General features: G+C 33.6%; 9 protein-coding genes. 8 read left to right on the forward strand and 1 reads right to left on the reverse strand.

Annotated elements, in window-relative coordinates; translation table 11 throughout:
* The first annotated feature begins 103 nt into the window (after positions 1–103).
* From M3P09_RS05940 to M3P09_RS05950, 3 genes are all read left to right on the forward strand, one after another.
* Positions 104–11,590, forward strand: coding sequence for a BspA family leucine-rich repeat surface protein (locus M3P09_RS05940; RefSeq protein ID WP_249972400.1), 11,487 nt, complete (start codon positions 104–106; stop codon positions 11,588–11,590).
* 256 nt (positions 11,591–11,846) lie between these two features.
* Positions 11,847–12,674, forward strand: coding sequence for a T9SS type A sorting domain-containing protein (locus tag M3P09_RS05945; protein WP_249972401.1), 828 nt, complete (start codon positions 11,847–11,849; stop codon positions 12,672–12,674).
* Between the two features lie 534 nt (positions 12,675–13,208).
* Positions 13,209–13,412, forward strand: a complete 204-nt coding sequence (locus M3P09_RS05950) for a hypothetical protein (RefSeq protein ID WP_249972402.1) — start codon at positions 13,209–13,211, stop codon at positions 13,410–13,412.
* Between the two features lie 719 nt (positions 13,413–14,131).
* On the opposite strand, the gene M3P09_RS05955 is transcribed toward M3P09_RS05950, so the two are convergent.
* A complete protein-coding gene (locus M3P09_RS05955; RefSeq protein ID WP_249972403.1) occupies positions 14,132–14,722 on the reverse strand; it encodes an RNA polymerase sigma factor in 591 nt (196 codons plus the stop codon).
* 134 nt (positions 14,723–14,856) lie between these two features.
* Here M3P09_RS05955 and M3P09_RS05960 point away from each other — a divergent pair, with 134 nt between their 5' ends.
* The 5 genes from M3P09_RS05960 (at position 14,857) to M3P09_RS05980 (ending at position 23,677) form a co-directional block, all read left to right on the forward strand.
* On the forward strand, positions 14,857–16,032 hold the full coding sequence (locus M3P09_RS05960; protein ID WP_099565659.1) for a FecR family protein: 1,176 nt from the start codon (positions 14,857–14,859) through the stop codon (positions 16,030–16,032).
* 283 nt (positions 16,033–16,315) lie between these two features.
* On the forward strand, positions 16,316–19,750 hold the full coding sequence (locus M3P09_RS05965; protein ID WP_249972404.1) for a SusC/RagA family TonB-linked outer membrane protein: 3,435 nt from the start codon (positions 16,316–16,318) through the stop codon (positions 19,748–19,750).
* 20 nt (positions 19,751–19,770) lie between these two features.
* Entirely contained in the window at positions 19,771–21,177 is a 1,407-nt protein-coding gene (locus tag M3P09_RS05970; RefSeq protein ID WP_249972405.1) for a RagB/SusD family nutrient uptake outer membrane protein, read from the forward strand.
* Between the two features lie 175 nt (positions 21,178–21,352).
* Positions 21,353–22,285: a glycerophosphodiester phosphodiesterase family protein gene (locus M3P09_RS05975; RefSeq protein ID WP_249972406.1), complete on the forward strand. Its 933-nt coding sequence runs from the start codon at positions 21,353–21,355 to the stop codon at positions 22,283–22,285.
* An 87-nt stretch (positions 22,286–22,372) separates the two neighbouring features.
* Positions 22,373–23,677 (forward strand): MFS transporter, encoded by a 1,305-nt coding sequence (locus tag M3P09_RS05980; RefSeq protein ID WP_249972407.1) that lies wholly within the window; start codon positions 22,373–22,375, stop codon positions 23,675–23,677.
* The last annotated feature ends 5 nt before the right edge of the window (positions 23,678–23,682 follow it).

Genomic DNA, 23,682 nt, shown 5'->3' on the forward strand with positions numbered 1-23,682 from the left:
ATAGTACAATATAAGTACCGCTACGTAGTATTTACGTGCTGTCTCTTATTTTTCAAAACTAATACTCAATCTACCTTGCACATGATTTAAAAATTAAATAATCATGAAAGCAACACCCCCTTTAATTTACATAGTACTATTTGTTTTTTCTTTTAGTATACAAAGTGTTAATGCACAATGTACTCCTATAAATGACATAGGACAATTTAATCAAAATGATACAAGAAAAACAACTTTAGCTTCAGGTGTTCAAGGACAAACCTTTATCGCATCATGTAGTGGTAATATAGTAGGTGTTACCTTTTCTACAGACTATGCAGAAACAACTACAACTGCAAGAGTAGCTGTTGGTAATGATACCGATGGTCAAAGAACAAAATCATTTACCCTATTTGCATCAACAAACGAAAGAAGGACATATACGGTGACATTTGGTGGATATGCTGTTACTGCAGGTGAAATGTATTTCTTTAAATTATTTGATGGAGAAGGTGCTAATTTAACCGAGAAAAGCGGTAGTCCATATCCATCAGGAAATATGTTTGAGGGCAATGAAGATTTTACAAATAGCGACTTAAAATTTATAGTGCATTATGAAGGAGCAGATACCTTTGCTCCCGTTGCGCAATGTAAATCAATAGAAATAAATCTTGATAGTAATGGACAATATACTTTGACCCCAGAAGAAATCAATGATGGCTCGTATGATATTGGAATTTCAGGCATTGCTTCAATGGCAGTATCTCCTAACACTTTTGAGTGTAGTGATATAGAAGACCAGCATAACGTTACCTTAACAGTAACCGATGGTAATGGATTAACAGATACTTGTACAACCTTTGTGTACGTTAGAAGTAAAATATCACCAGGCTTACAATGTAGCGATATTATAGTTAACGCAGCCCCAGGTGCATGTAGGGCAATTGTTGATTTAGAAGCTTATAATAATATAACTTTCAATAACACTATTTGTGTCATTGCTTCCGAAGCATATACAGGAATGCCTTTTGGAGGATACCCGGTTGGAAGTACAGCTATTACTTATGAAGTAGAAACGGCTGGGGGTATTAACGAATCATGTACCTTTAATGTGATAGTAGAAGATACAGAGGCACCAGTTATCAATAATTGCCCAGGAGCTATTACCTTATTAGAAAATCAAATTTTACCAACACCTAGTATATCTGCAGATGATAATTGTTCTGCCAGTAATGAATTAACTTTAGTACGTATAGATAATGGACCTGCATTTGGAACAGTACCAACAACAAATTTTACAGTACAACTGGCTCTTGAAGATAGTGCGGGTAACCAAAGCTCAGTTTGTAGCTATAATGTTATTGTAGATACGGCACCCGTTTTAAGCTGTGAGTCTAGTATAACCATACCTGCAGAAGGAACTTTAAATGTAACGCCAGAAATAGTAGGACAAGCCACAAATGATTTATCTGAAGCCATAAGCTTTGCCTTTGGTACAGGAACGGAAGTTTCAGTAGTGCTTGACAGCAATAGCCCTACAGATGAACTTATAAGTAGTTTCCCCGTTTTTGGTTATCAATTATTTGAATTAAAACCACCAGCAACAGGCAATTATACATTAACTGTTTCAGGAGACCAATCGAGCACATTATTCATATGGGAAGATGCCTTTAATCCAAATGCAGGAAATTATTATGATAGAGACGGATATCTAAACGTTGTAGAATTTACCTCTAATGGTAACATAGACACGCCTAATGGAACTAATACCCTTATGTTGCAAAGTAGCAAAACCTATTATGCCTCTGTCATTAGAAACGATGGTAATAATACAGGGAATTTTAACGGTACATTAGCATTTAGTTCAGAGATGATGTATCTAAACAGCCCAGATATACCAATAGACTGTGCAGATATAGGCTCATCTATACCCATAAATTTATATGCTTTTGAAAGTAATGGGCAAAGTAGCAACTGTATGGTAGATTTGGCTATTGAGGCGTCTGGACCAATAATAAGTGGTTGTGAAACTATTAATGAATCTATTGATGAAATAAGCATAGTACTCTCAGATGGAAGTTGTGGTGGTATTTTAGAAGGAATTGTGCTTACAGCAGAACCAGGTTCGCCTTGTACTACCATACCTGATGGTCTTGTACAAACCTCTGCATTAGGAATTGGCGATGTGTTTCCTGTAGGAAGATCGATTGTTAGCTATACAGCTACAGACAATTTAGGCAATACCACAAGCTGTAGCTTTGAAGTTCAAGTCATAGAAACCGTAGCGCCAGAATTCACAAATTGTCCAGAAGATATCACAGTACCAATAACACCCGGAAGTGCGGGAGCTGTAGTAACGTTTACAGATTTGGTTGCTACAGACAATTGTGGTTCCTCAGAAGATTTAGAAATAACACAAACGTCAGGCTTACCTAGTGGTAGCTTTTTTCCTGTTGGAGTAACGCAACAAACTTTTGAAGTGACAGATGGCTTTAATAAGGGAGTATTATGCTCTTTTACCATAACGGTAGAAGATACTAATAGTCCTGTTATAAATTGTCAGGATGTTGCAGTAGGAGAATATCCAGATGTTGCAACAGGATATGTTATTACACCTTCAGATTTTGATAATGGCTCAACCGACGATTCTGGTCAACTTCATTTTTTAACAGAAAATAATACGTTTTACCTCAATATAGATACCTCTAATAATGAAGATTTAGGTAAATACTATGAGCCATCAACATTTACGGTGCCATTTACCAGGAATTACACTTTCGATTTTGATATAGAGATAGAAGATAACGGTGTTACAGGAGCGGAGTCTCAATTTACCTATCATATATGGGATTATCCACCTACTGCGGATGAGTTGGCAGAACGACAAGGCTATATAGGAGGCGCAACAATTGATAGTGAAACAAATACCATTGTAGGAGGTAGCAATACATATTTTATGTATCCTAATACGGTATATTATTTATATGTATATGGCGCAGATGTTACAAGCTCAACTTTTCAATCTTTAACAGGAACAATAACAACAAATACCAATAATATACGTTCTTCATTACCTATAATCATTGGTTGTGATAGTCCTTCTACTCTAGATGTTACGTTGTACGCTACCGATGCTGCGGCCAATACGGCAACCTGTTCGGCGAGTGTATCTAATATAGATTGTGCAGATCCAGTAGTATTACGTATAGAAACCGCTTCCGATAATCAAAATTTTAATCTACCCTTAGACCAATATTCAAATGAAACCTATGCGGTAGATTGGGGAGATGGTACCTATGTTACAGGATATGATGATTTTACGTCTCATGTTTATTTTGGAGCAGGAGAATATTTTATAAAAATTTATGGTAACATAGGTGGTTTTCGATATGATTTCTCGAGTACTAACGATAGAGAAGCCTTAAAGGCTGTTGAGAGTTGGGGCAATAATGTATGGTTGTCTTTTCAATTTGCATTTCCATCATGTAATCTTACATTACCTGAAGCACCACCAAACCTTTCCAATGTAACTAAGATGGGTTCTGCGTTTAGTAAAGCGGTCATCACCAATCCGGAAGTTTTAGGCGATTGGGATGTGTCCAATATTATTTCTATGGGGAATATGTTTAAGGAGGTAGTTAATTTTAATCCAGATATTAGTACTTGGAATGTATCTAAAGTAACAAATATGGCTAGCATGTTTGAAGGTGCTATTGGATTTGACCAAGATTTAAGTACTTGGGATATTTCTAGCTTAGAACAAGCAGCTAATATGTTTAATAATTCTGGTTTATCTATAGAAAATTACGATGCCCTATTAATAGGCTGGAATACCTTAGATACTAATGCAGTAGAAACAGCCATACCCCAAGGTGTAACCTTTGGAGCTGAAGGCATTAATTATTGTATTGCAAATGAAGAACGCGATAACTTAATACAAAATCAAGGTTGGACAATTTTAGATGATGGTAGAGTAAATTGTGCTGCTATGGACCCATTAGTAACTAAGTGGAGAACCAATAATGATGGAGCATCTAATGATAATCAAATAACAATTCGTACAATACAAGGAGAAACATACAATTACAATGTAAATTGGGGAGATGGTACTACAAGTACTGGTCTTACAGGAGATTTTCTTCATACCTATGCACAACCAGGTGTATACGAAGTGTCAATTACAGGAGATTTCCCTGGATTTCAATTTAATAACGATGCTGAAGCTCCTAAAATAATTGAAGTTTCAGACTGGGGAGATATTATCTATAGGTCTTTCGAAGGTGCATTTTGGGGCTGCATAAATCTACAAATAACTGCAACAAATGCACCTAATTTAAGTCAAGTTACTTCTATGAAAGGTACATTTTATAATGCTGGAGGTAATTTAAATATTGAAAATTGGGATGTTAGTAACGTAGAAAATATGTCGCAATTATTTAATGAAAATAATAGTTTTAATAGAGATATTTCATCATGGAATGTTAGTAAGGTGACAAATATGAGTGAAATGTTTGCTTTTGCTTCTGCTTTTAATCAAGATTTGAGCAATTGGAATGTTAGTAATGTAACAGATATGACTGCTATGTTTGCTTTTGTTTCTACTTTTAATCAAGATATAGGCAATTGGAATGTGTCAAGTGTTACAAATATGAGTGAAATGTTTACTGAAGCTTATACTTTTAATCAAGATTTGAGCAATTGGGATGTAAGTAATGTTACTGGCATGAGTGATATGTTTGCAAATGCATCATCCTTTAATCAAGATTTGAGCAATTGGGATGTAAGTAATGTTACTGACATGAGTAGTATGTTTGCAAATGCATCATTCTTTAATCAAGATTTGGGTAACTGGGATATTTCTAGTTTAGAAAACGCTGCTCGCATGTTTGAAAATGTAGCATTATCTACAGAAAATTATGAGGCCTTATTAGTAGGTTGGAGTACGTTAGATACTAACGAAACACAAATACCACAAGATATAACTTTTAGCGCAGGTAATAGTACCTATTGCGAAGCATTAGATGAGCGAAACACATTAAAAAGAGAATTTGGCTGGAATATCACAGATGGAGGGGTTGAAGATCCAAGCTGCTTTTTAAATGGAAGGCCTTTTATAACAAAATGGAGTATAGTAAGAGCTAGAGGAATATTCATAAGCATACCGTTACCAATAGATCTTCCGGGACCTTATAATTATGTCATTGATTGGGGAGATGGTTCGGCTTTAGAGCACTATCAAGGTCGTGGTGCACGCCATGGGTATCCCAATAGAACTGCCACTTATGAAGTAAAAATCTATGGTGTTTTTCCAAGTATTGATTTTTCTACTTCTGATGTCTTCGACCAACGTAAAATTATTGAGGTAATGCAATGGGGAGATATTGAATGGACAACAATGGAAGGTGCTTTTGCTGGATGTACTAATTTAGAATATACAGCAACAGACATACCAGATTTATCGAAAGTAACTAGTATGGAGGACATGTTTTCTGGTTGTACATCTCTAGTAGGAAACGACTCGTTTAATAATTGGGATACAAGTAATGTAACAAATATGAGAAATACGTTTGCTTCAACTAATTTCAATGAAGATATAGGAGGCTGGAATGTATCTAATGTCACAGATATGTATCGTATGTTTGTTTCTTCTAAAGCTTTTAATCAAGATATAGGAGGCTGGGATGTTTCTAATGTTACAAATATGGCTTATATGTTTACTTTTTCTAAAGCTTTTAATCAAGATATAGGTAATTGGGATATCTCCAGTTTATCAGATGCTACTGGGATGTTTTCGAATAATACGACATTCTCTACAGCCAATTATGATGCCTTATTAATTGGTTGGAGTACTCAAGATTCTGGTGAAACCATAATACCATCTGGAATCACTTTTGATGCGCCAGAAATAAGTTATTGCACGGGAGAATCTGGTAGAAGTCAGTTACTAAGCCAAGGATGGACTATTGAAGATGCTGGTTTAGATTGTAGTAATGTTGCTTTTTTTACTACCAAATGGGATGCCACTAACGGGATGAATATAACAATCCCTACATCGCCAGACGAGGTTTATAATTACATAGTAGATTGGGGTGATGGTACTTCAGAAAGTAATATAACAGGAGATGTAAGTCATACCTATACTACACCAGATACTTACGAAGTTAAAATCTATGGTGTTTTTCCAAGAATTGATTTTAGCAATTCTACTGATGAAAATAAAGCCAAAATAATAGAAGTTGTACAATGGGGAGATATACTATGGACTTCTATGGAAAATGCTTTTTCTGGGTGTAGTAATTTAATTGTAACCGCTTCAGACGTACCAAATTTATCTAATGTTTCTAATTTGAGAAACATGTTTTTTCAGTGTTCAAATTTTAACAGTGATATCAATAATTGGGATGTCTCTAATGTTACCAATATGCAAGCAATGTTTTATGGTTGTTCAAATTTTAACAGTGATATCAATAATTGGGATGTCTCTAATGTTACTCATATGAATTCTATGTTTTATGGTTGTGCAGACTTTAATCAACCCTTAAATGATTGGGATGTGTCTAATGTTACTCATATGAATTCTATGTTTGCTTTTGCAACTTCTTTTGATCAAAATCTAGGCGATTGGGATATTACAAGTTTTGATCAAGTATTTAGTATGTTCGATGGTGTAACACTCTCTACTGAGAACTATGATGCTTTATTAATAGGATGGGCAACTCAAGAGGTAGGAGAAGGACCAATACCAAGTAGTCTAAGTTTCAATGGTGGTGGTAGCAAATATTGTGATGGAGAAGCTGCAAGAACCGAATTAAGTAGCGCATACGATTGGAGTATTGTTGATGGTAACCAAGACCTATTATGTGGTATTGAACCTTTTATTACAACATGGAAAACAACCACACCTTTTGATATTATAACCATTCCAACTACAGGAAGTGGATATAATTATATTGTAGATTGGGGAGATGGTATTATTAGTACAGGCTTAACAGGTGATGCAAGCCATACCTATCCTACACCAGATACTTACGAAGTTAAAATATATGGTGATTTTCCAAGAATCTATTTTTACTCTTCAGACCAGAGTAATAGAAACAAGTTAGAAAGTATAGAGCAATGGGGAGATATTGAGTGGGCGTCAATGAATAGAGCATTTTATGGTTGCGAAAATTTAAAGATTACTAACCCTGATATAGACGAGCCAGATTTATCTAATGTTACAAGTATAGAGTCTATGTTCATTGACTGTATAAATTTTGACGGTGATATTAGTAATTGGGATGTATCTAATATTATTTATATGGATCATATGTTTAATGGTTGTATAAATTTTAATCAACCTTTAAATAATTGGGATGTGTCTAATGTTATAGGAATGAGTAACATGTTTTCTGGAGCGACTAGTTTTGATCAAAATCTAGGTGATTGGGATATCACAAATTTACAATATGGAGCAGAGATGTTTACTAATGTAACACTTTCTACAGAAAATTATGATGCGCTGCTCATAGGATGGTCAACTCAAGAAGCAGGAGAAGGACCAATACCAACAGATTTAGAATTAAATGCAGGTGGTAGTCAATATTGTTTAGGAGGAGATGCAAAAACTCTTTTAGAAGGATTAGGATGGGATATTTATGATAATGGTCTTGATTTTACATGCCCAAGTTCTAATTTTTCGCCCTTTATAACAAAATGGAATGTAGAAGCTGGCGAAAGTATAACCATTCCAACAGTAGGTGATGGTTACAATTATACTGTAGATTGGGGAGATGGTATTATTAGTACAGGCTTAACAGGTGATGCTTTTCATACATATGTTTCTGAAGAAGAATATGAAGTAAAAATCTATGGAGATTTTCCAAGAATATATTTTCCAAACAGTGACGAATCAATAGATAAAATAGTAGATGTTATACAATGGGGAGATATACAGTGGACTTCTATGGAAGAAGCTTTTAATAATTGTAGTAATTTAAACATATCGGCAACAGATGCCCCAGACCTATCCAATGTCACATCAATGTCAGTTATGTTTAGAGGCTGTTCTTCATTGGTAGGTACACCAGCATTTAATAATTGGGATGTGTCGGGTGTTACAACTATGAATGCTATGTTTGGTCTAGCTGCAAGTTTCAATCAGCCTTTAGGAAATTGGCAAACAGGTAATGTCATAAATATGGCAGGAATGTTTCTTGGTGCTACTAGCTTTAATCAAGATATAGGGCATTGGGACGTGTCTAATGTTACTGATATGTCTGCAATGTTTCTTGGTGCTAATAGCTTTAATCAAGATCTAGGTGATTGGGATATTTCTAATATTACTAATATGGGTAACATGCTTTTAAATGTGCAATTATCCATAAGTAATTATGATGCCTTATTAATAGGTTGGGCAGAAGATACAAGTGATGGAGGAGCTGGAGATGGTATAGATGATGTACCAAGTAATGTTATATTTGGCGCTAACTTATCTAACTATTGCCTTGGTGAAGATGCACGAACGGAGTTATTAAATTTGGGATGGACTATTAATGATGGTGCAAAAGAGTGTTCAAACCTTAGTTTTGTTACAAGATGGGAAACAACCGCTCCAAATCAAACCATAACCTTACCCATAGTACCAAATGGTAGTGTAATAATTATTTGGGGAGATGGTTCTGCAGAACCTGTTTCTAACAACAATCCTACACATCAATATAGCGAGGTTAGAGACGATTATATTATAACAGTTATAGGTAGAATTGAATCTATTAAATTCGGTAATACAGGTAGCGAATCCAATATTTTAGAGATCATGGCATGGGGAGATAACCCATCATGGAATACTATGGAAGAAGCATTTTTTCTGTGCCAAAATTTAGATATTACAGCTACAGACACACCAAACTTGTCTAACGTATCTTCTATGGAACTTATGTTTGCAGGGTGTGAAAACTTGGTTGGTACACCTGCTTTTAACGATTGGGATGTATCTAATGTTACCAACATGAAAGACATGTTTATTAGCGCTATATTATTTAATCAGCCATTAGACCAGTGGAATGTTTCTAATGTATCCAATATGTCCAGTATGTTTTTTGGAGCAGAAACCTTCAATCAAGATATAGGTAATTGGAACGTGTCTACAGTCTCTAATATGTCTAGTATGTTTTTGGGAGCAGGAGCCTTTAATCAAAATTTAGGAGCTTGGGATATTTCCAGTTTATCTAATGCTTCTAATATGTTAACATCGGCGCAATTATCTATAGAAAACTATGACAACACTTTAATCGGTTGGGCAACTTTAGATGTAGATGAGGCACAAATACCACAAAATGCTACCTTTTCAGGAGGTAGTAATCAATATTGTTTTGCTGAAGACGCCAGAAATGATTTAGAGATTATGTATGGTTGGAATATTACCGATGGTGGCCAAAACACACAATGTTCAGGAGAAGAAGCCTTTATTACCAAATGGCAATTAGAAGATGATGATTTAGAATTCACATTCCCAATAGTAGAAGGTGAAACCTATTATTACCAAATAGATTGGGGAGATGGGTCGCCAGTGCAAACAACTACCGAAGCTTTAACCCATGATTATGCGTTAACAGATGGTAACGGTGGTGTAAAAACCATAGCCATAAAAGGAATTTTCCCAAGAGTGCGTATTGCGCCTTATATAGATTCTGGATTCGGTCCAGAACTAGACACATCATCTGCTATTTTAGAAAAAATAGTAGAAATAAGTCAGTGGGGTAATATCCAGTGGAGCTCCATGGAAGAGGCCTTTGCCTTCTGTGAAAATTTAGACGTTACTGCTACAGATACACCAAACCTATCTCAGGTAACAAGTATAAAAGCTATGTTTCAATCATGTAATTCTCTTGTAGGTACTAGTGCTTTTAATAACTGGGACACATTTAATATTATAAACATGGAAGAATTGTTTTTAGACGCATTCTCATTTAACCAAGCCATTGGCAATTGGAATGTTGGTAATGTAGAACTTATGTCATCTATGTTTTCAGGAGCTTTAGAATTTAATCAACCTATAGAAAACTGGAATGTTTCCAATGTTACTAGTATGGTTTCTATGTTTAGAAGAGCTTCTAATTTTAACCAACCCTTAGCAGATTGGAATGTCTCTAATGTCATCGAAATGGAGCGGATGTTCAGTACTAGTACCAAGTTTAATCAAGATTTAAATGATTGGGATGTCTCTAATGTTAAGAATATGGAAGGTATGTTTAGTGCGGCTCTTGCATTTAATCAACCTCTTAATAATTGGCAGACTGGTAATGTGTTGAATATGAAAGGTATGTTTGAGTTTGCGGAAAATTTTAATCAAGATTTAAATGATTGGGATGTTTCCAATGTTTCTAATATGGCATTCATGTTTAATTCTGCTAGTAATTTTAATCAAAGTCTTAGCAATTGGGATTTATCGAGCATTAACATATCGTTTAATGGTATATTTCTCCATACTAACCTAGATCGCAGTAATTATGATGCTACATTGATAGGTTGGGCAGAAGATACAAGTGATGGAGGAGCTGGAGATGGTGTAGATGATATTCCACAATCATCCAATACAAGCTTCATATCACTTAATTCATCACCATTGATTTATTGCGATGGGGAAAGCGCTAGACAAGCCCTTATAGATGATTATGGTTGGTCTATTACAGGAGATACTAAGGATTGTTCTGATTTTGTTGTAGTTTCTCCAAAAGTATATTTGCAAGGAGCTTCATTAAAACCAAATTTAGGAGAAGAAAACTTAATGCGTGACGATTTACGAGTTAATGATTTAATCCCAATAACTAGCCCTTATGCTGACATGTTGCAAGGAGGTTCGGTACTTAATGTTGCAGGAAGTAGAGCCATGGTAGATTGGATTTGGGTAGAGTTAAGAGATGTAAGCGACCCAACGATAGTCGTAGCCGGAAAATCAGCAATATTACAACGTGATGGTACTATCCAATCAGAAGAATATTTTGAGAAGATTCCAGATGTTCGTTTTGATAATGTACCAGCTGGTGATTATTATGTGGCGGTAAAACACCGTAACCATTTAGGTATTATGAGTGCGAACACAGTAGCTTTGAGTGTTTCGCCAACAGAGGTAGATTTTACCGATGGTAGTGTACCAACTTATGGTATTAATGCTCAGATAGATTTATCGTTTACAGGCGCAGGACCTATGGCGATGTTGGCAGGAGATGCAGATGGCAATGGTTTTGTTAATATTTCGGGGACAGGAGATTCAGGAAAGCTATCTACAAAACTATATTCAGAACCAGACAATACAGCATTCAGCTTAAGTTATACAGGAATAGAAGGCTATTATAATGAAGATTTAGATATGGATGGCAAGGTGCTTTACAGTGCGGGAGGCGATTTTACCCAATTGCAAACCATGATGTATACCCACCCAGGAAACACAGGGTTTAGTTTATCTTTTTCAGGCTATACCACACAGTTGCCAATAGGAGTTACAACATCTAAATCTTTGACAACAAAAGAAGTTGTGAAAACACCAAAAACGATAACTGTAGAATATATAGAGATAAATGATAAGTTAGAGAAAGAATCTACATTTATTACTTACCCTGTTAAGCATTAATGCAATTTACTTTTGTGTAATTTTGTATAAGAGTAATTAGTATAGATAAGCCCCAAATTTCACAAAATTTGGGGCTTTTTCTATGCAATAAATAGCTATTAAAAATAGGATTAAGGTGATAACACTTAATTTATACGTACCAGTACGTAATAATTACGAGATGGCTCTTATTTTAATAAGTAACCTATCAAAGTACATTGCAATCAAATAATTAAACATAACATATACTTATTAATACAAAAACCAGAGAGTTATCATGAAACGAAATCTACATTTTTTACTAATCCTATTACTGTCTAGTACAGCAATAATAAAAGCCCAGACTCTTACGTATGCTCTGGAATGGAATGCCACCGAAAACTACTATGAGGTATGGGCAACACCAAACTTTTCGCCAAATGAAATGGTTCATAATACAGCAGGATCAAGAATATCAATAGCTGTTAGTGCCTTAGATGCACCAAGAACTTTTACACATACAAGTCCATCAGGAATAACATATACCGCTGAATTCTTTAGTATCCATAAACCAGGAGCTGCCCCAACAGAAGAGTTTTTCTCTTGGGCAGATAACGCAGGGGGTACAAGTATAAAAACACCATTTTTTACAGATGGTGTACCAGTATTATTATTAACCTTTACCCTAAGTGATGGAAAGAACGATTGTATAAGGTTATGGGATAATACATCAGATCCAGAACCAACAGAAGCTGATATGGCTGGTAGACAATTTGATAACAATTTTACGTCACAAGCTTTTCCAACTTTTGTAGGGGTTGAGCGTTACGATAGTAATACACCATCAACAACATTTACTTTTAGTTGTTCAACTTTAAGTAATACAGATATTACTAGCTTAAATGCATTCCGTTTATATCCAAACCCTGCAAAAGATAAGGTGTATATAAAAGGAGATATTAGTCAATTAATAGGTGTAGAAATATATACAATGACGGGGCAGTTAGTAAAAAGACTAGACGAAAATTTCGAAACATTGGATGTTAGTGATTTAGAATCTGCCGTATATTTTGTAAACCTCTTTAGCAGTAATGGTCAAAAAACCATCCGATTGGTTAAAGAGTAAGTAATAGAAGAGTAAGAGCATTAAAGGTATTAGCACTGCTTCTGGTTGATTAGTGCTAATAATCCCTCTGGGTTTTTATAGGTAGCCCTGAGTTCTAATATATACTCAGGGCTTTTTAAGAATAATTAGAATTACTTATTTAAAGAATGGTGTTGTTTATAAACCTATTAAAGTATTATTTGTTATTGTTGACAAACAATGATTATTACAAAAGGGGTGTAATCATTGTAATTAAGCCTTCTGGTGAAAACTAAGAAGGCTTTTGCTTAAAATAAACAATTTATATTAAGTTTTATAGGTAGTGGGGCTTAAAAAATACGTACTGCCTCTAATTTACTTTTTAAATATATAGTTGTTGTTTTGTATTGTAATTTAAAAAGATTAGCACGCTTTGGTTGGTTAGTGCTAATAATCCTGTTAGGGGTTTTTTAATAGTGATGCCCCGAGTTAGATTTGGGATGCTCGGGGCTTTTTAAAATTATTTATTTAGTAAAAGCGGTATTAAAGTAAATATAAACTTTTAAACTATTTTTTATGAAAGAGAGAACAAGATTTAATTTAAATTTAAGGGAACGTTGTGAGATCATTAAGTTAGCTAAAGAAGCATCAAAAGAATTGAATGCAAGTCAATTGATTGATTGGTTTGAAGAAAAAATTGAGCAAAAAAAAGAAAGTGATTTAGTCAATCAACTTCAAAATCAAGATGAATTTTTTGAAGTACTTAAGGTGTACAGATAATTAATTTTCATATTAATTGGTTTTAACCAGTATTTGGATTCTCCACATGAAATTTAAAAGAATAAGCATTCATAGTATATTAGAAAAGTTATATGACTTTATTTTTGTTCTTACAATAGCGATGATAATTGTTTATTTTATATTAAAAGATTAACAACATTATATCTATTATGAATAATAAATGAATTTCTTTACTATAATAAATACTGCAAGGGGATTTTTTTTTTGAAAAAAAATTATGTAAAAAGCTTACATGTACAACCCTTGACTTTATAAATTTAAGGATTATTAAGATGGGCTTAAATATCATAATTTCTGCTCTTATTTTGATTGTCAATGATAGGAGGATAGCTTTAATTTATTTTTATTCATTTGTACTGTTTTTGTACTCTATGTATTTAAATATTTATAACTAAAGAATAGTTACTTTTTGTATTAGGAAGTCTGCTAAATATTATTCAAAGATTAGTAAAGGTCTTTGAATTGCTTTAATCCCTGTATTAATGAGTTTGATATTTTTCCTGTACGCTCAAGAAATAAATAAATTAGTCAGATTTCAAAGTTAGTTTAATATCTTCCAAAAAGTTTGAACTTTTCCCACTTTGGGTCACAAATAAAACAAAAAGCAAGCTTAAAATGTAGCTTGCTTTTTTTGTTTTTATGTGCTTTTTTAAAGTGTATATTTATAGAAAACCTTGATTTTTGTTAAAAAAAATAGATTAAGACCTGACTTTTTTCTGTTTTCTAAAAAGTAAAAACAAAAACCCATCAACCTTATCTCTTATTCTTTTTCTTATCACAGAAAAAGCTTTAGTAATATGCGCTTCAACAGATTTAACAGAAATATTTAAATAATTGGCTATCTCAATATTAGTTAGCCCTTCTTTTCTGCTTAATAAAAACACTTCTTTGCATTTGGGAGGTAAGTTTTGTATTTCAGATGTAATACGCTCAATAGCTTTTTTGAAAAAGCTGTCATCCTCTTCCGTTGCCACTTTTTCTAGAGCTGCATAATATTTTTGTTCCAAGAGTAAATGAGACTTGTTTTTTTTGTACTGGTTAATAAACTCATGATATACAGATTTGAATAAATAATTCTGCACTGATTTTTTGATAGTAATTTTTTTTCGCTGCTCCCACGTTTTTAAAAATACATTTTGCAGAATGTCCTGTGCCATGGCTTCATCATTTGCCAGCGAAAGCGCATAGGCAAAAAGCGGTTTGTTATAAGTTTCTAATGCATAAACAAAAGCACTCTCTTTGCCTTGTTTTATAGCTTCAATTAAATCATTTTGATTCTTATAATGCATGATTTTAACTCAAATAAAAGTAATTCATTAGCTAAATTAGGTGATGAAGGTAATTAAAAAAGATAAAAAAAAAAGAATAAAAAAGTTAGGGTTTTTAAAATGAGGTTTGTCTTTCTATAAATTAAGGTCTACAAATGAGTTTTAAAATTATAGAAAAAGCAATTATAAAATACCTGATACAGGAGGCAAATTCAGAAGATTTGAACACCTTATCAGATTGGATTCAAACCCCAGAAAACCAAATAATTTTTGAGGATTATGTTAAAACTTATTACAAAATTAATCTAGCTATGTCTAACCCCGATGTTAATAAAATTAAAGGAAATTTGCTACAGCAAATAAATAAAGATAAAAACAAGACACGTAAATTAATCATACGAAAAAATGTTATTAAATATGCGGCTGCTGCAGTTCTGGTAGGCGTTCTTGCAACAAGTTATTTCTTTAAAGACAAATTTTTTAATAATAGTATTGAAGACCCAACTCCAACAATTGTAGATACTAAAACTATTGTGCCAGGTACAGACAAAGCAACATTAACCTTAGGGGATGGCTCTATTGTTGTGCTGGAAAAAGGCAATACATACCAAGGGCAAAATGCGAATAGTAATGGCGAAGAAATAGTTTATGAAGCCAGTAAGCAAAGACCAACAGAAATAGTATATAATTATTTAACGATTCCAAGAGGGGGAGAATATTATGTTGTCTTATCTGATGGCACTCGAGTTTGGCTAAACTCAGAAACACAACTAAAATATCCAGAAAGTTTTATAGAAGGAGAAACGCGAGAAGTAGAACTTGTATATGGTGAAGCTTATTTTGATGTATCTCCAAGTACAGAACATAAAGGGTCTAACTTTAAAGTGTTTAATAAATCTCAAGAAGTTGAAGTGTTAGGAACAGAGTTCAATATTAAAGCTTACAGAGACGAAGTTAATATTTATACCACATTAGTAGAAGGGAAGGTTGTTGTAGATAACGGTATTTCAAAACAAAATTTAATTCCAAATCAGCAATCTAATTTAAATCTTGAAAAAAATAGTATTAAAGTAGCTGTGGTTGACGTTGAGGAGGAGATTTCATGGAAAAACGGAGTTTTTAGTTTTAAAGGGAAGTCTTTAAAAAACATTATGAGAGTTGTATCTAGATGGTATGATGTTGATGTTATCTTTTTAGATAAAAAATTAGAAGAATTAAAATTTAAAGGTGTTTTGGGTAAAAATCAAAGCATTGAAGAAATTTTATCAATTATGAAGTCTAGTACAATAAGTGACTATAAAATTGAGGGAAAAACTATAATTTTAAAATAGACCATTCATTTTGCTAGATGAATCTTATCTAGTGAAAATGAAAAACCTTGTATAAGAGGATGAAAAACAACTGTTTAATAAAATACAACTAATTGCTTATGAAATAAAAAAACAATTACAAAAAAGGAGGATAAAGTTTAACCGGCAAAAGTATATAACTCTATCCCCTAGGATCATTATCTATTAATTAATAGTGTTTAACTAACAAATAACAAACAAATTTATGGAAATTAAATTAACTAACGCTTGTTTTCAATATAGAAAACGGCTCTTAATGATTATAATGAGAACTTTCATTTTTCTATGCTGCACAATGGTTTTTGCCTTAGCACCTAATAATGTTATTTCACAAAATTCAAAAATTAAAGTTAAAGAAGATAAGGTATTAACTGTTGATGAGGTATTTGACCTTATAATGGAACAGACAGATTATAAATTCTTTTATGAAGAAGGAATATTTAAAGATTTTCCCAAGGTACATTTAAAGAAAGGGGCTTTAAAAACTAATAAATTATTAAATAGAACCTTGTCTCAAGGTAATTTAAATATTATAGTAACTGATAATAATGCCATTTTAATACAAGAAAAACCTAGAGATTCTATTATTCCTGAACAACAACATAAAATTTCGGGAGAAATAACAGATGCTTCTGGCCAACCTCTGCCAGGAGCTAATATTCTTGAAAAAGGTACTACTAATGGCACACAAACAGATTTTGATGGTAAATTTTCATTAAATGTAAGTAATGAAAATGCAGTTTTAGTTGTATCTTACATTGGCTTTTTATCACAAGAAATATCAGTTAATAATCAAGATAACATTACCGTAACTTTACAAGAAGATGCAGCAAAATTAGCAGAAGTAGTTGTAGTGGGTTATGGTACAAGTACTAAAGAAAAGTTTAATGGGTCTGTATCTAAAGTAAATAATAAAACTCTAAACAATTATTCTTCTGCTAACTTTGAGCAGGCTTTATCTGGTACAATTTCGGGTGTTCAAGTATTAGGTAATAGTAAAAACCCTGGCGATAATTCTGTAATTCAAATCAGAGGCCTTAGTACATTAACTGCTGGCACTAATCCATTAATTGTAGTAGATGGAAACCCACTAAGTGAGGGGTCTTCATTAAGCTCTATAAATACAAATGATATTGAGGCCATTAGCATATTAAAAGATGCTGCTTCGGCTGCAATCTATGGATCTAGAGCATCAAATGGCGTCATTTTAATTACAACTAAAAAAGGAAGTAAGGGTAAACTTAAAGTTAGTTATAACGGATATGTTGGCTTTCAACAGCGAATTGATAAATTTAAAGTTACTGATGCATATGATACCGCATTATTTGATTTAGATGCTCGTAACTTTGGTTATATATCTGGTGGACCTGGGAGAAGTATTACAGATGATAATGCAACTAGAGACGCTAATGGAGGAGGTAAACGAAGTCGAATTCAACCATTTCTTCAAGACTATATTAATGGCACGCCTGGTTTAACTAATACAAATTGGGCTAATGCGATTTTTAGAGATGCAATGCAACAAAACCACTATTTAAACCTTAGCGGTGGAACTGAAAAGAGTGACTACTCTATTTCATTTGGACATCTTGATCAAGATAATATTATTATTGCATCCGATTATAAAAGATATACTAATAATATCAGATTCAATTCACAAATTAGCAATCGTATTAAGTTTGGCATTAATACAAATATCTCTATCTCTGATGCAAACCCAACAGGAGAACGCGCATGGTCGCAAACCCTTTTAGGAAGAGGCAGACAAGCCGATCCTGCTTTTACAATTACATTAATGCAGCCATACTATCCAATATACAACCCTGATGGTAGTTTAGCTATTGCTCATCAAATAGATGATAACAACCAAAATTGGGATGGTCCAATTTCAGAAAATACAATTGCACACGTATTATTGTCAGATTTTACTAAAAATACTTTTAGATTGTTCGGAAATGCATTTGTAGAGGTTGAGCTTATAGAAGCTCTTAAATTAAAAACATCCTTTGGTGGAGACTACAATACTAGTGTCGAAGAATTTTTTGCACCTTCAACTTTTGGCAATTATAGAACACCAGTAGCTAATAACCTTACACAGGCTGCAAAATATGATACAAAGCGAGAAAATTTTATTATCGAAAATCTTTTGAGCTATAAGAAAAAAATTAAGTCGCATACATTTGATGTATTATTAGGTTACAGTTATCAACAAGAATTTAGAAATCAAACAGATCTGGAAAGTAGAGATTTCGCAGATGATAATTTAAGAAACGTTAGTGGAGCAACATCTATTACTGCTACTTCTAGAAGTAGTAAATGGGCTTTAGAATCATTCTTTTCCCGCTTGCAATATGATTTTGATAACAAATATACGTTGTCTGCTTCTATAAGAAGAGATGGCTCATCGCGTTTTGGAGCTAATACAAAATACGGAAGTTTTGTTTCTGCATCTGCTGGCTGGGTTTTGAGTAATGAATCTTTTTTTCCTGATGACAAAGTAGTTAATTATGCAAAGCTTAGAGCAAGTTTTGGGCAAACAGGAAACAATCAAATTGGAGATTTTGGATCTGTTGCATTGGTTTCTGCTGATAATTATGTTTTAAACGGAAGTTTAACTTCCGGGGTATACACTAGTACATCGCCAAATGCTGATTTGTCATGGGAAACTAATTCTGCTTTAAATTTTGGTTTAGACTTAGGGTTTTTACAAAGCAAATTATTATTTACTGCAGAATATTACATTTCAAAAACAACCGATTTGTTACTTGATGTTCCGGTACCACAACAATCAGGCTTTTCTGAATCTTTGCAAAATATTGGTGAGTTAGAAAACAAAGGTATTGAGTTTGAATTAAAAGGGAGAAATTTTAATATTGGTGATTTGAAATTAGGATTCAATGCTAACATATCTTCTTATAAGAATAAAATACTAGCGCTTGGTAATGGACAAGATCAAATAATATTTGGAAGTGGCGTAGATTTTATTACCAAAGTTGGTTACCCAGTAGCTCAGTTTTACAATTATAATGTTACAGGAGTTTACAAGTCGCAGTCGGAAATTGATAATGATCCGGTAACACCACTATCTGGTACCGAAGTAGGTGATTACATTGTACAAGACACCAATGGAGATGGTAGAATCACATCTGATGACAGAGCAATGCAGGGAGATTTTAATCCGGATTTTACTTATGGTTTTGGGTTTACAATGGCCTACAAAGGCTTTGATTTATCTGCACAGTTTACTGGGGTTGAAGGTAGAAAAGTTTCCGATAATATAATTAATCGTACAGAGAGTGGTGAAGGTTTCTTTGTCCCATCTCAATATTATTTTGATAACTATTTTAACGATCGCAATCCAGATGGATTTTTTAGAAGGCCAGATTTTTCAAGTTTTTCGTCTGCCGGAAGATTAACAAGAAAATCAAATCTTTCCGTGCTTGATGGTGATTATTTTAGATTAAGAAGTCTACAATTAGGGTATACTTTACCTAATGAAATAATCGAAAAATTAAATATAGACAATTTGAGATTGTACTTCACAGGAAATAACATATTTAATATCACAAAATTCAGGGGGTATAATCCTGATGGAATAGATACTAGATCAAATGAAAGGCAATCGTTGTCCCGAGGTTATATTGATTCTTCAAGTCCATTGACTCGATTTATAGCCATAGGAATGGATATCAAGTTTTAATTAATTAAAAAATACTAAAAATGAATATCAAATTTAATATTATAACTATAGCTTTAGTGTCATTGGTTTTAGGGTCTTGTTCAGAGAAGTTAGACCTAGCTCCAATAACTGAAAAAGCAGCGAGTAACTTTTATTCTAGTGAATCTGAAATAGAAAGTGCTATAACAGGAGCATATGCTCAGCTTCAAACAGGAGGGCTTTACGGGCTGGATTTAATAGGAGTTGGTGAAATACCAGGAGAGGATACTTTTGAGGAAATTGCCGCAAACGATGGCGGTCGTTTTGGTCAATTAGATGATTTTTCAACAAATGCAGGAAATGATTTGGTGGGAGATATTTGGAGAGAGTCTTTTGAAGGAATTCAAAGAGTTAATATTGTTCTTAATCGAATTGATGCTATAGAGTTTGAGGATAGTAACTTAAAAAGCATTAGAATAGGTGAAATGAAGTTTCTACGAGGGTTGCTATATTTTAACCTAGTGAGATTGTATGGAGATGTTCCATTGGTAATTGAAGAAACAACTAATCCGTCAGATTTTTTCGGGCAAGTGCGTACACCTTCATCCGAAGTTTATGTTCAGATTATATCAGATTTGAATGGAGCAATACAAAGCTTACCAACTGCCAAATCCTCAGGACGACCGGCAAAAGGAGCTGCTCAATCTTTATTAGCGGATGTGCAAATGAATATGGGAAATTATAGTGAGGCCGTTACTAATCTTGCAGCTGTAGTTAACTCAAATATTTATAGTTTAATGCCTACAACTTCACAAATCTTTGGAGTAGCAAATGAAGGTAATTCAGAAACTTTGTTTGAAGTTCAGTATGCCAGTGGTGTTGATGGTAATAGCGAGGGAGAATCAGCAGCCTCACAATTCAGACCTTCAGGAACAACTGCAAATGCAAAAGGGCATAATTTGCCCTCAGCAGAATTTGTGGCACTTTATGAATCAGGAGATACGCGTAAGGATGATTTTGTTGGTTTAGACGTTGTTGCTAACCCATTTTATTTTTCTTTGAAATATGAAGTGTCAGCAACTGGAGCAAATGATGGCGGTTCTGACCATATTGTGATTAGATATGCAGATGTATTGTTAAAATATGCTGAGGCATTGAATGAATCTGGAGGAGCAAATGCAGCTCAGTACCTCAATATGGTAAGAAACAGAGCTGGTTTAGCAAATACAACTGCTACTTCACAGAGCGAACTGAGAGATGCTATAGAAATGGAAAGGAGACTCGAGTTTATAGGTGAAGGACATCGTTGGTTTGATTTAAAAAGAACAGGTAAAGCAATTCAAACAATGAATGCATGGTTTGCAGCCAATAGTATAAATGTAACCATAGATACTAATAATCTTATTTTACCGATCCCACAAAGTCAGCTTGATACAGACCCAGCATTAACTCAAAATTCTGGGTATTAAAAAAACAAGAATAGTTTTTTGAATTTAGTTTATTAGTGAATAAGGGGAGAAATCCCCTTGTTCATATTAATTTAATTGACTCTTTTTTTCAATATCAAATTTCTGAATAAGGTAATTGTGTTTGTGAATTTAGAATAAATTACTATTCAGAAAACAGAGATAAAACAATTATATAATGAAAATATATTTTTATGTGCTTCTTTTTATTGTGGTATTAATGTCTTGTAATAAAAAGACATTAATTAAAAAAGAAAAAATTGAAGAGGGATATAAAATCTCATCAATTCAAGAAAAGATTGCAAATTTCAAAGACTCAAAAAACAAGGAAATCATTGTGGTAGCACATCGTGCAGATTGGCGTAATGCACCGGAGAACTCATTGCAAGCTATACAAAATTGTATAGATATGGGTGTAGATATGGTAGAAATTGATGTTCGAAAAACAAAAGACAATCAACTAGTTGTTATTCATGATATAACAATAGATAGAACCACAACAGGTAAAGGCTATGTTAAAGATTGGACACTAGATTCATTAAAAACCCTACAATTAAAAGATGGGTTAGGGGTGGCAACACAACACAGAATACCTACCCTTAAGGAAGCATTGTTGGTTACTAAAGATAAGATATTAGTCAATTTAGATAAGAGCTACGATATTTTTGATGAATGTTACAAAATCATCAAAGAAACCCAAACCCAAGACCAGGTCATTATTAAAGGAGTTATAAGTAAACCGCAAGTCGAGCAAGAGTTCGGGCAGTATTTAGATAAAGTTCTTTTTATGCCTGTAGTAAGACTTCATAAACCCGGAGCAAAAGAGATAGTAGATCAATACATGCTATTATCACCTCCCGAAGCTATTGAGTTTACTGCTAAATATGATACGCTTCAAGGGATAAACAGATTTAAAAAACTAAGAGAACTAGGAACAAGTGTTTGGGTAAACTCGCTTTGGCCACACCACAACGGTGGGCATGATGATGAAAAAGCTGCTATAAACCCTTCGGTATATGATTGGTATATAAATAATAACGTAGATATCATTCAAACCGATAGACCTCAATTACTCTTAAATTATTTGAGAAGTAAAGGACTTCACAATTAAGAATCGTATTTTTTTTCATATATGGTTGAATTAGTTTGATAAGCGCAGTTGAGTGGCTGCGCTTATTTTTTAATAAAAATAGAATACATGATAAATTATTTTAAAAAGTCGCTGCCTCATGAATCTAATAAAACAGCTGAAGAAAAAAAAGCACTTTATAAGAAATTAAAATGGCAAGTCTTTATTTCTGCTACTTTAGGATATGGGTTATACTATGTGTGTCGTTTAAGTTTAAATGTGGTAAAAAAACCTATTGTAGATAGCGGACTTTTAACCGAAACAGAACTTGGTATTATTGGGTCTGCGTTATTTTTTTCGTATGCCATCGGGAAGTTTATAAATGGTTTTTTAGCCGATCATAGCAACATAAAACGGTTTATGTCTATGGGGCTTTTAGTGTCTTCGTTAGCAAATTTAATTATGGGGTTTACTAGTAGTTTCTTGTTTTTTGCTATTTGTTGGGGAGTTAATGGTTGGGTGCAGTCTATGGGAGCACCATCAAGTGTAGTTTCTTTATCACGGTGGTATAAAGATAAAGAACGTGGAAGCTTTTATGGGTTTTGGAGCACGAGTCATAATATCGGTGAAGCTATAACCTATATATTTACAGCTGTAGTTGCTTCTTATTTTGGATGGCAGTGGGGGTTTAGAGCTGCTGCTATAGTAGGAGTATCAGGTGCTTTAATGGTAGCTGTATTTTTTCATGATACGCCAGAAAGTAAAGGATTACCAACAGTAAACAAAGATTTTAGTGAAAAGAAACTGTCAACTTGGAATGAGCAAAAGGGAGTTATAAAAAATCCTTATGTATGGTTGCTAGCTTTGTCTAGTGCTTTTATGTATATATCTAGGTATGCGGTAAACAGTTGGGGGCCTTATTACTTTGAAGCTGCAAAAGGATATACACTTACTCAGGCAAATAGTTTAGTAGCTATAAGTGCCATATGTGGTATTTTAGGAACAGCATCTTCAGGGTTTGTATCTGATAAATTTTTTAAAGGAAGAAGAAATGCACCAGCTCTTATTTTTGGGCTAATGAATGTATTTGGAATTTCACTTTTTCTTCTTGGTCCAAAAAATGCTTGGTGGATTGATGTAACTAGTATGGTGATTTTTGGATTAGCTATAGGAGGGTTGATTTGTTATTTAGGAGGCTTAATGGCTGTAGATATTGCGTCAAAAAAAGCATCAGGTGCAGCTTTAGGCATTGTTGGAATCATGAGTTATGCTGCCGCAGGCATTCAAGATATTGCTAGTGGGTATCTTATTGAAAATAATAAGACAATTGTTGCTGGAGAAACTTTGTACAATTTTGATATGATTTCCGTGTTTTGGATTTCTGCTGCTATACTTTCTGTATTATTAGCTTTGTTCACTTGGAAGAAAACTTAAAAAAA

It is taken from the genome of Jejuia spongiicola (assembly GCF_023502325.1).
GTDB lineage: Bacteria > Bacteroidota > Bacteroidia > Flavobacteriales > Flavobacteriaceae > Wocania_A > Wocania_A spongiicola.

Excerpts from the sequence above, each read along its gene's own strand:
- M3P09_RS05980 (WP_249972407.1), top strand. The coding sequence starts at position 22,373 with ATGATAAATTATTTTAAAAAGTCGCTGCCTCATGAATCTAATAAAACA.
- M3P09_RS05965 (WP_249972404.1), top strand. The coding sequence starts at position 16,316 with ATGAGAACTTTCATTTTTCTATGCTGCACAATGGTTTTTGCCTTAGCA.
- M3P09_RS05940 (WP_249972400.1), top strand. The coding sequence starts at position 104 with ATGAAAGCAACACCCCCTTTAATTTACATAGTACTATTTGTTTTTTCT.
- M3P09_RS05960 (WP_099565659.1), top strand. The coding sequence starts at position 14,857 with ATGAGTTTTAAAATTATAGAAAAAGCAATTATAAAATACCTGATACAG.
- M3P09_RS05975 (WP_249972406.1), top strand. The coding sequence starts at position 21,353 with ATGAAAATATATTTTTATGTGCTTCTTTTTATTGTGGTATTAATGTCT.
- M3P09_RS05945 (WP_249972401.1), top strand. The coding sequence starts at position 11,847 with ATGAAACGAAATCTACATTTTTTACTAATCCTATTACTGTCTAGTACA.
- M3P09_RS05950 (WP_249972402.1), top strand. The coding sequence starts at position 13,209 with ATGAAAGAGAGAACAAGATTTAATTTAAATTTAAGGGAACGTTGTGAG.
- M3P09_RS05970 (WP_249972405.1), top strand. The coding sequence starts at position 19,771 with ATGAATATCAAATTTAATATTATAACTATAGCTTTAGTGTCATTGGTT.
- M3P09_RS05955 (WP_249972403.1), bottom strand. The coding sequence starts at position 14,722 with ATGCATTATAAGAATCAAAATGATTTAATTGAAGCTATAAAACAAGGC.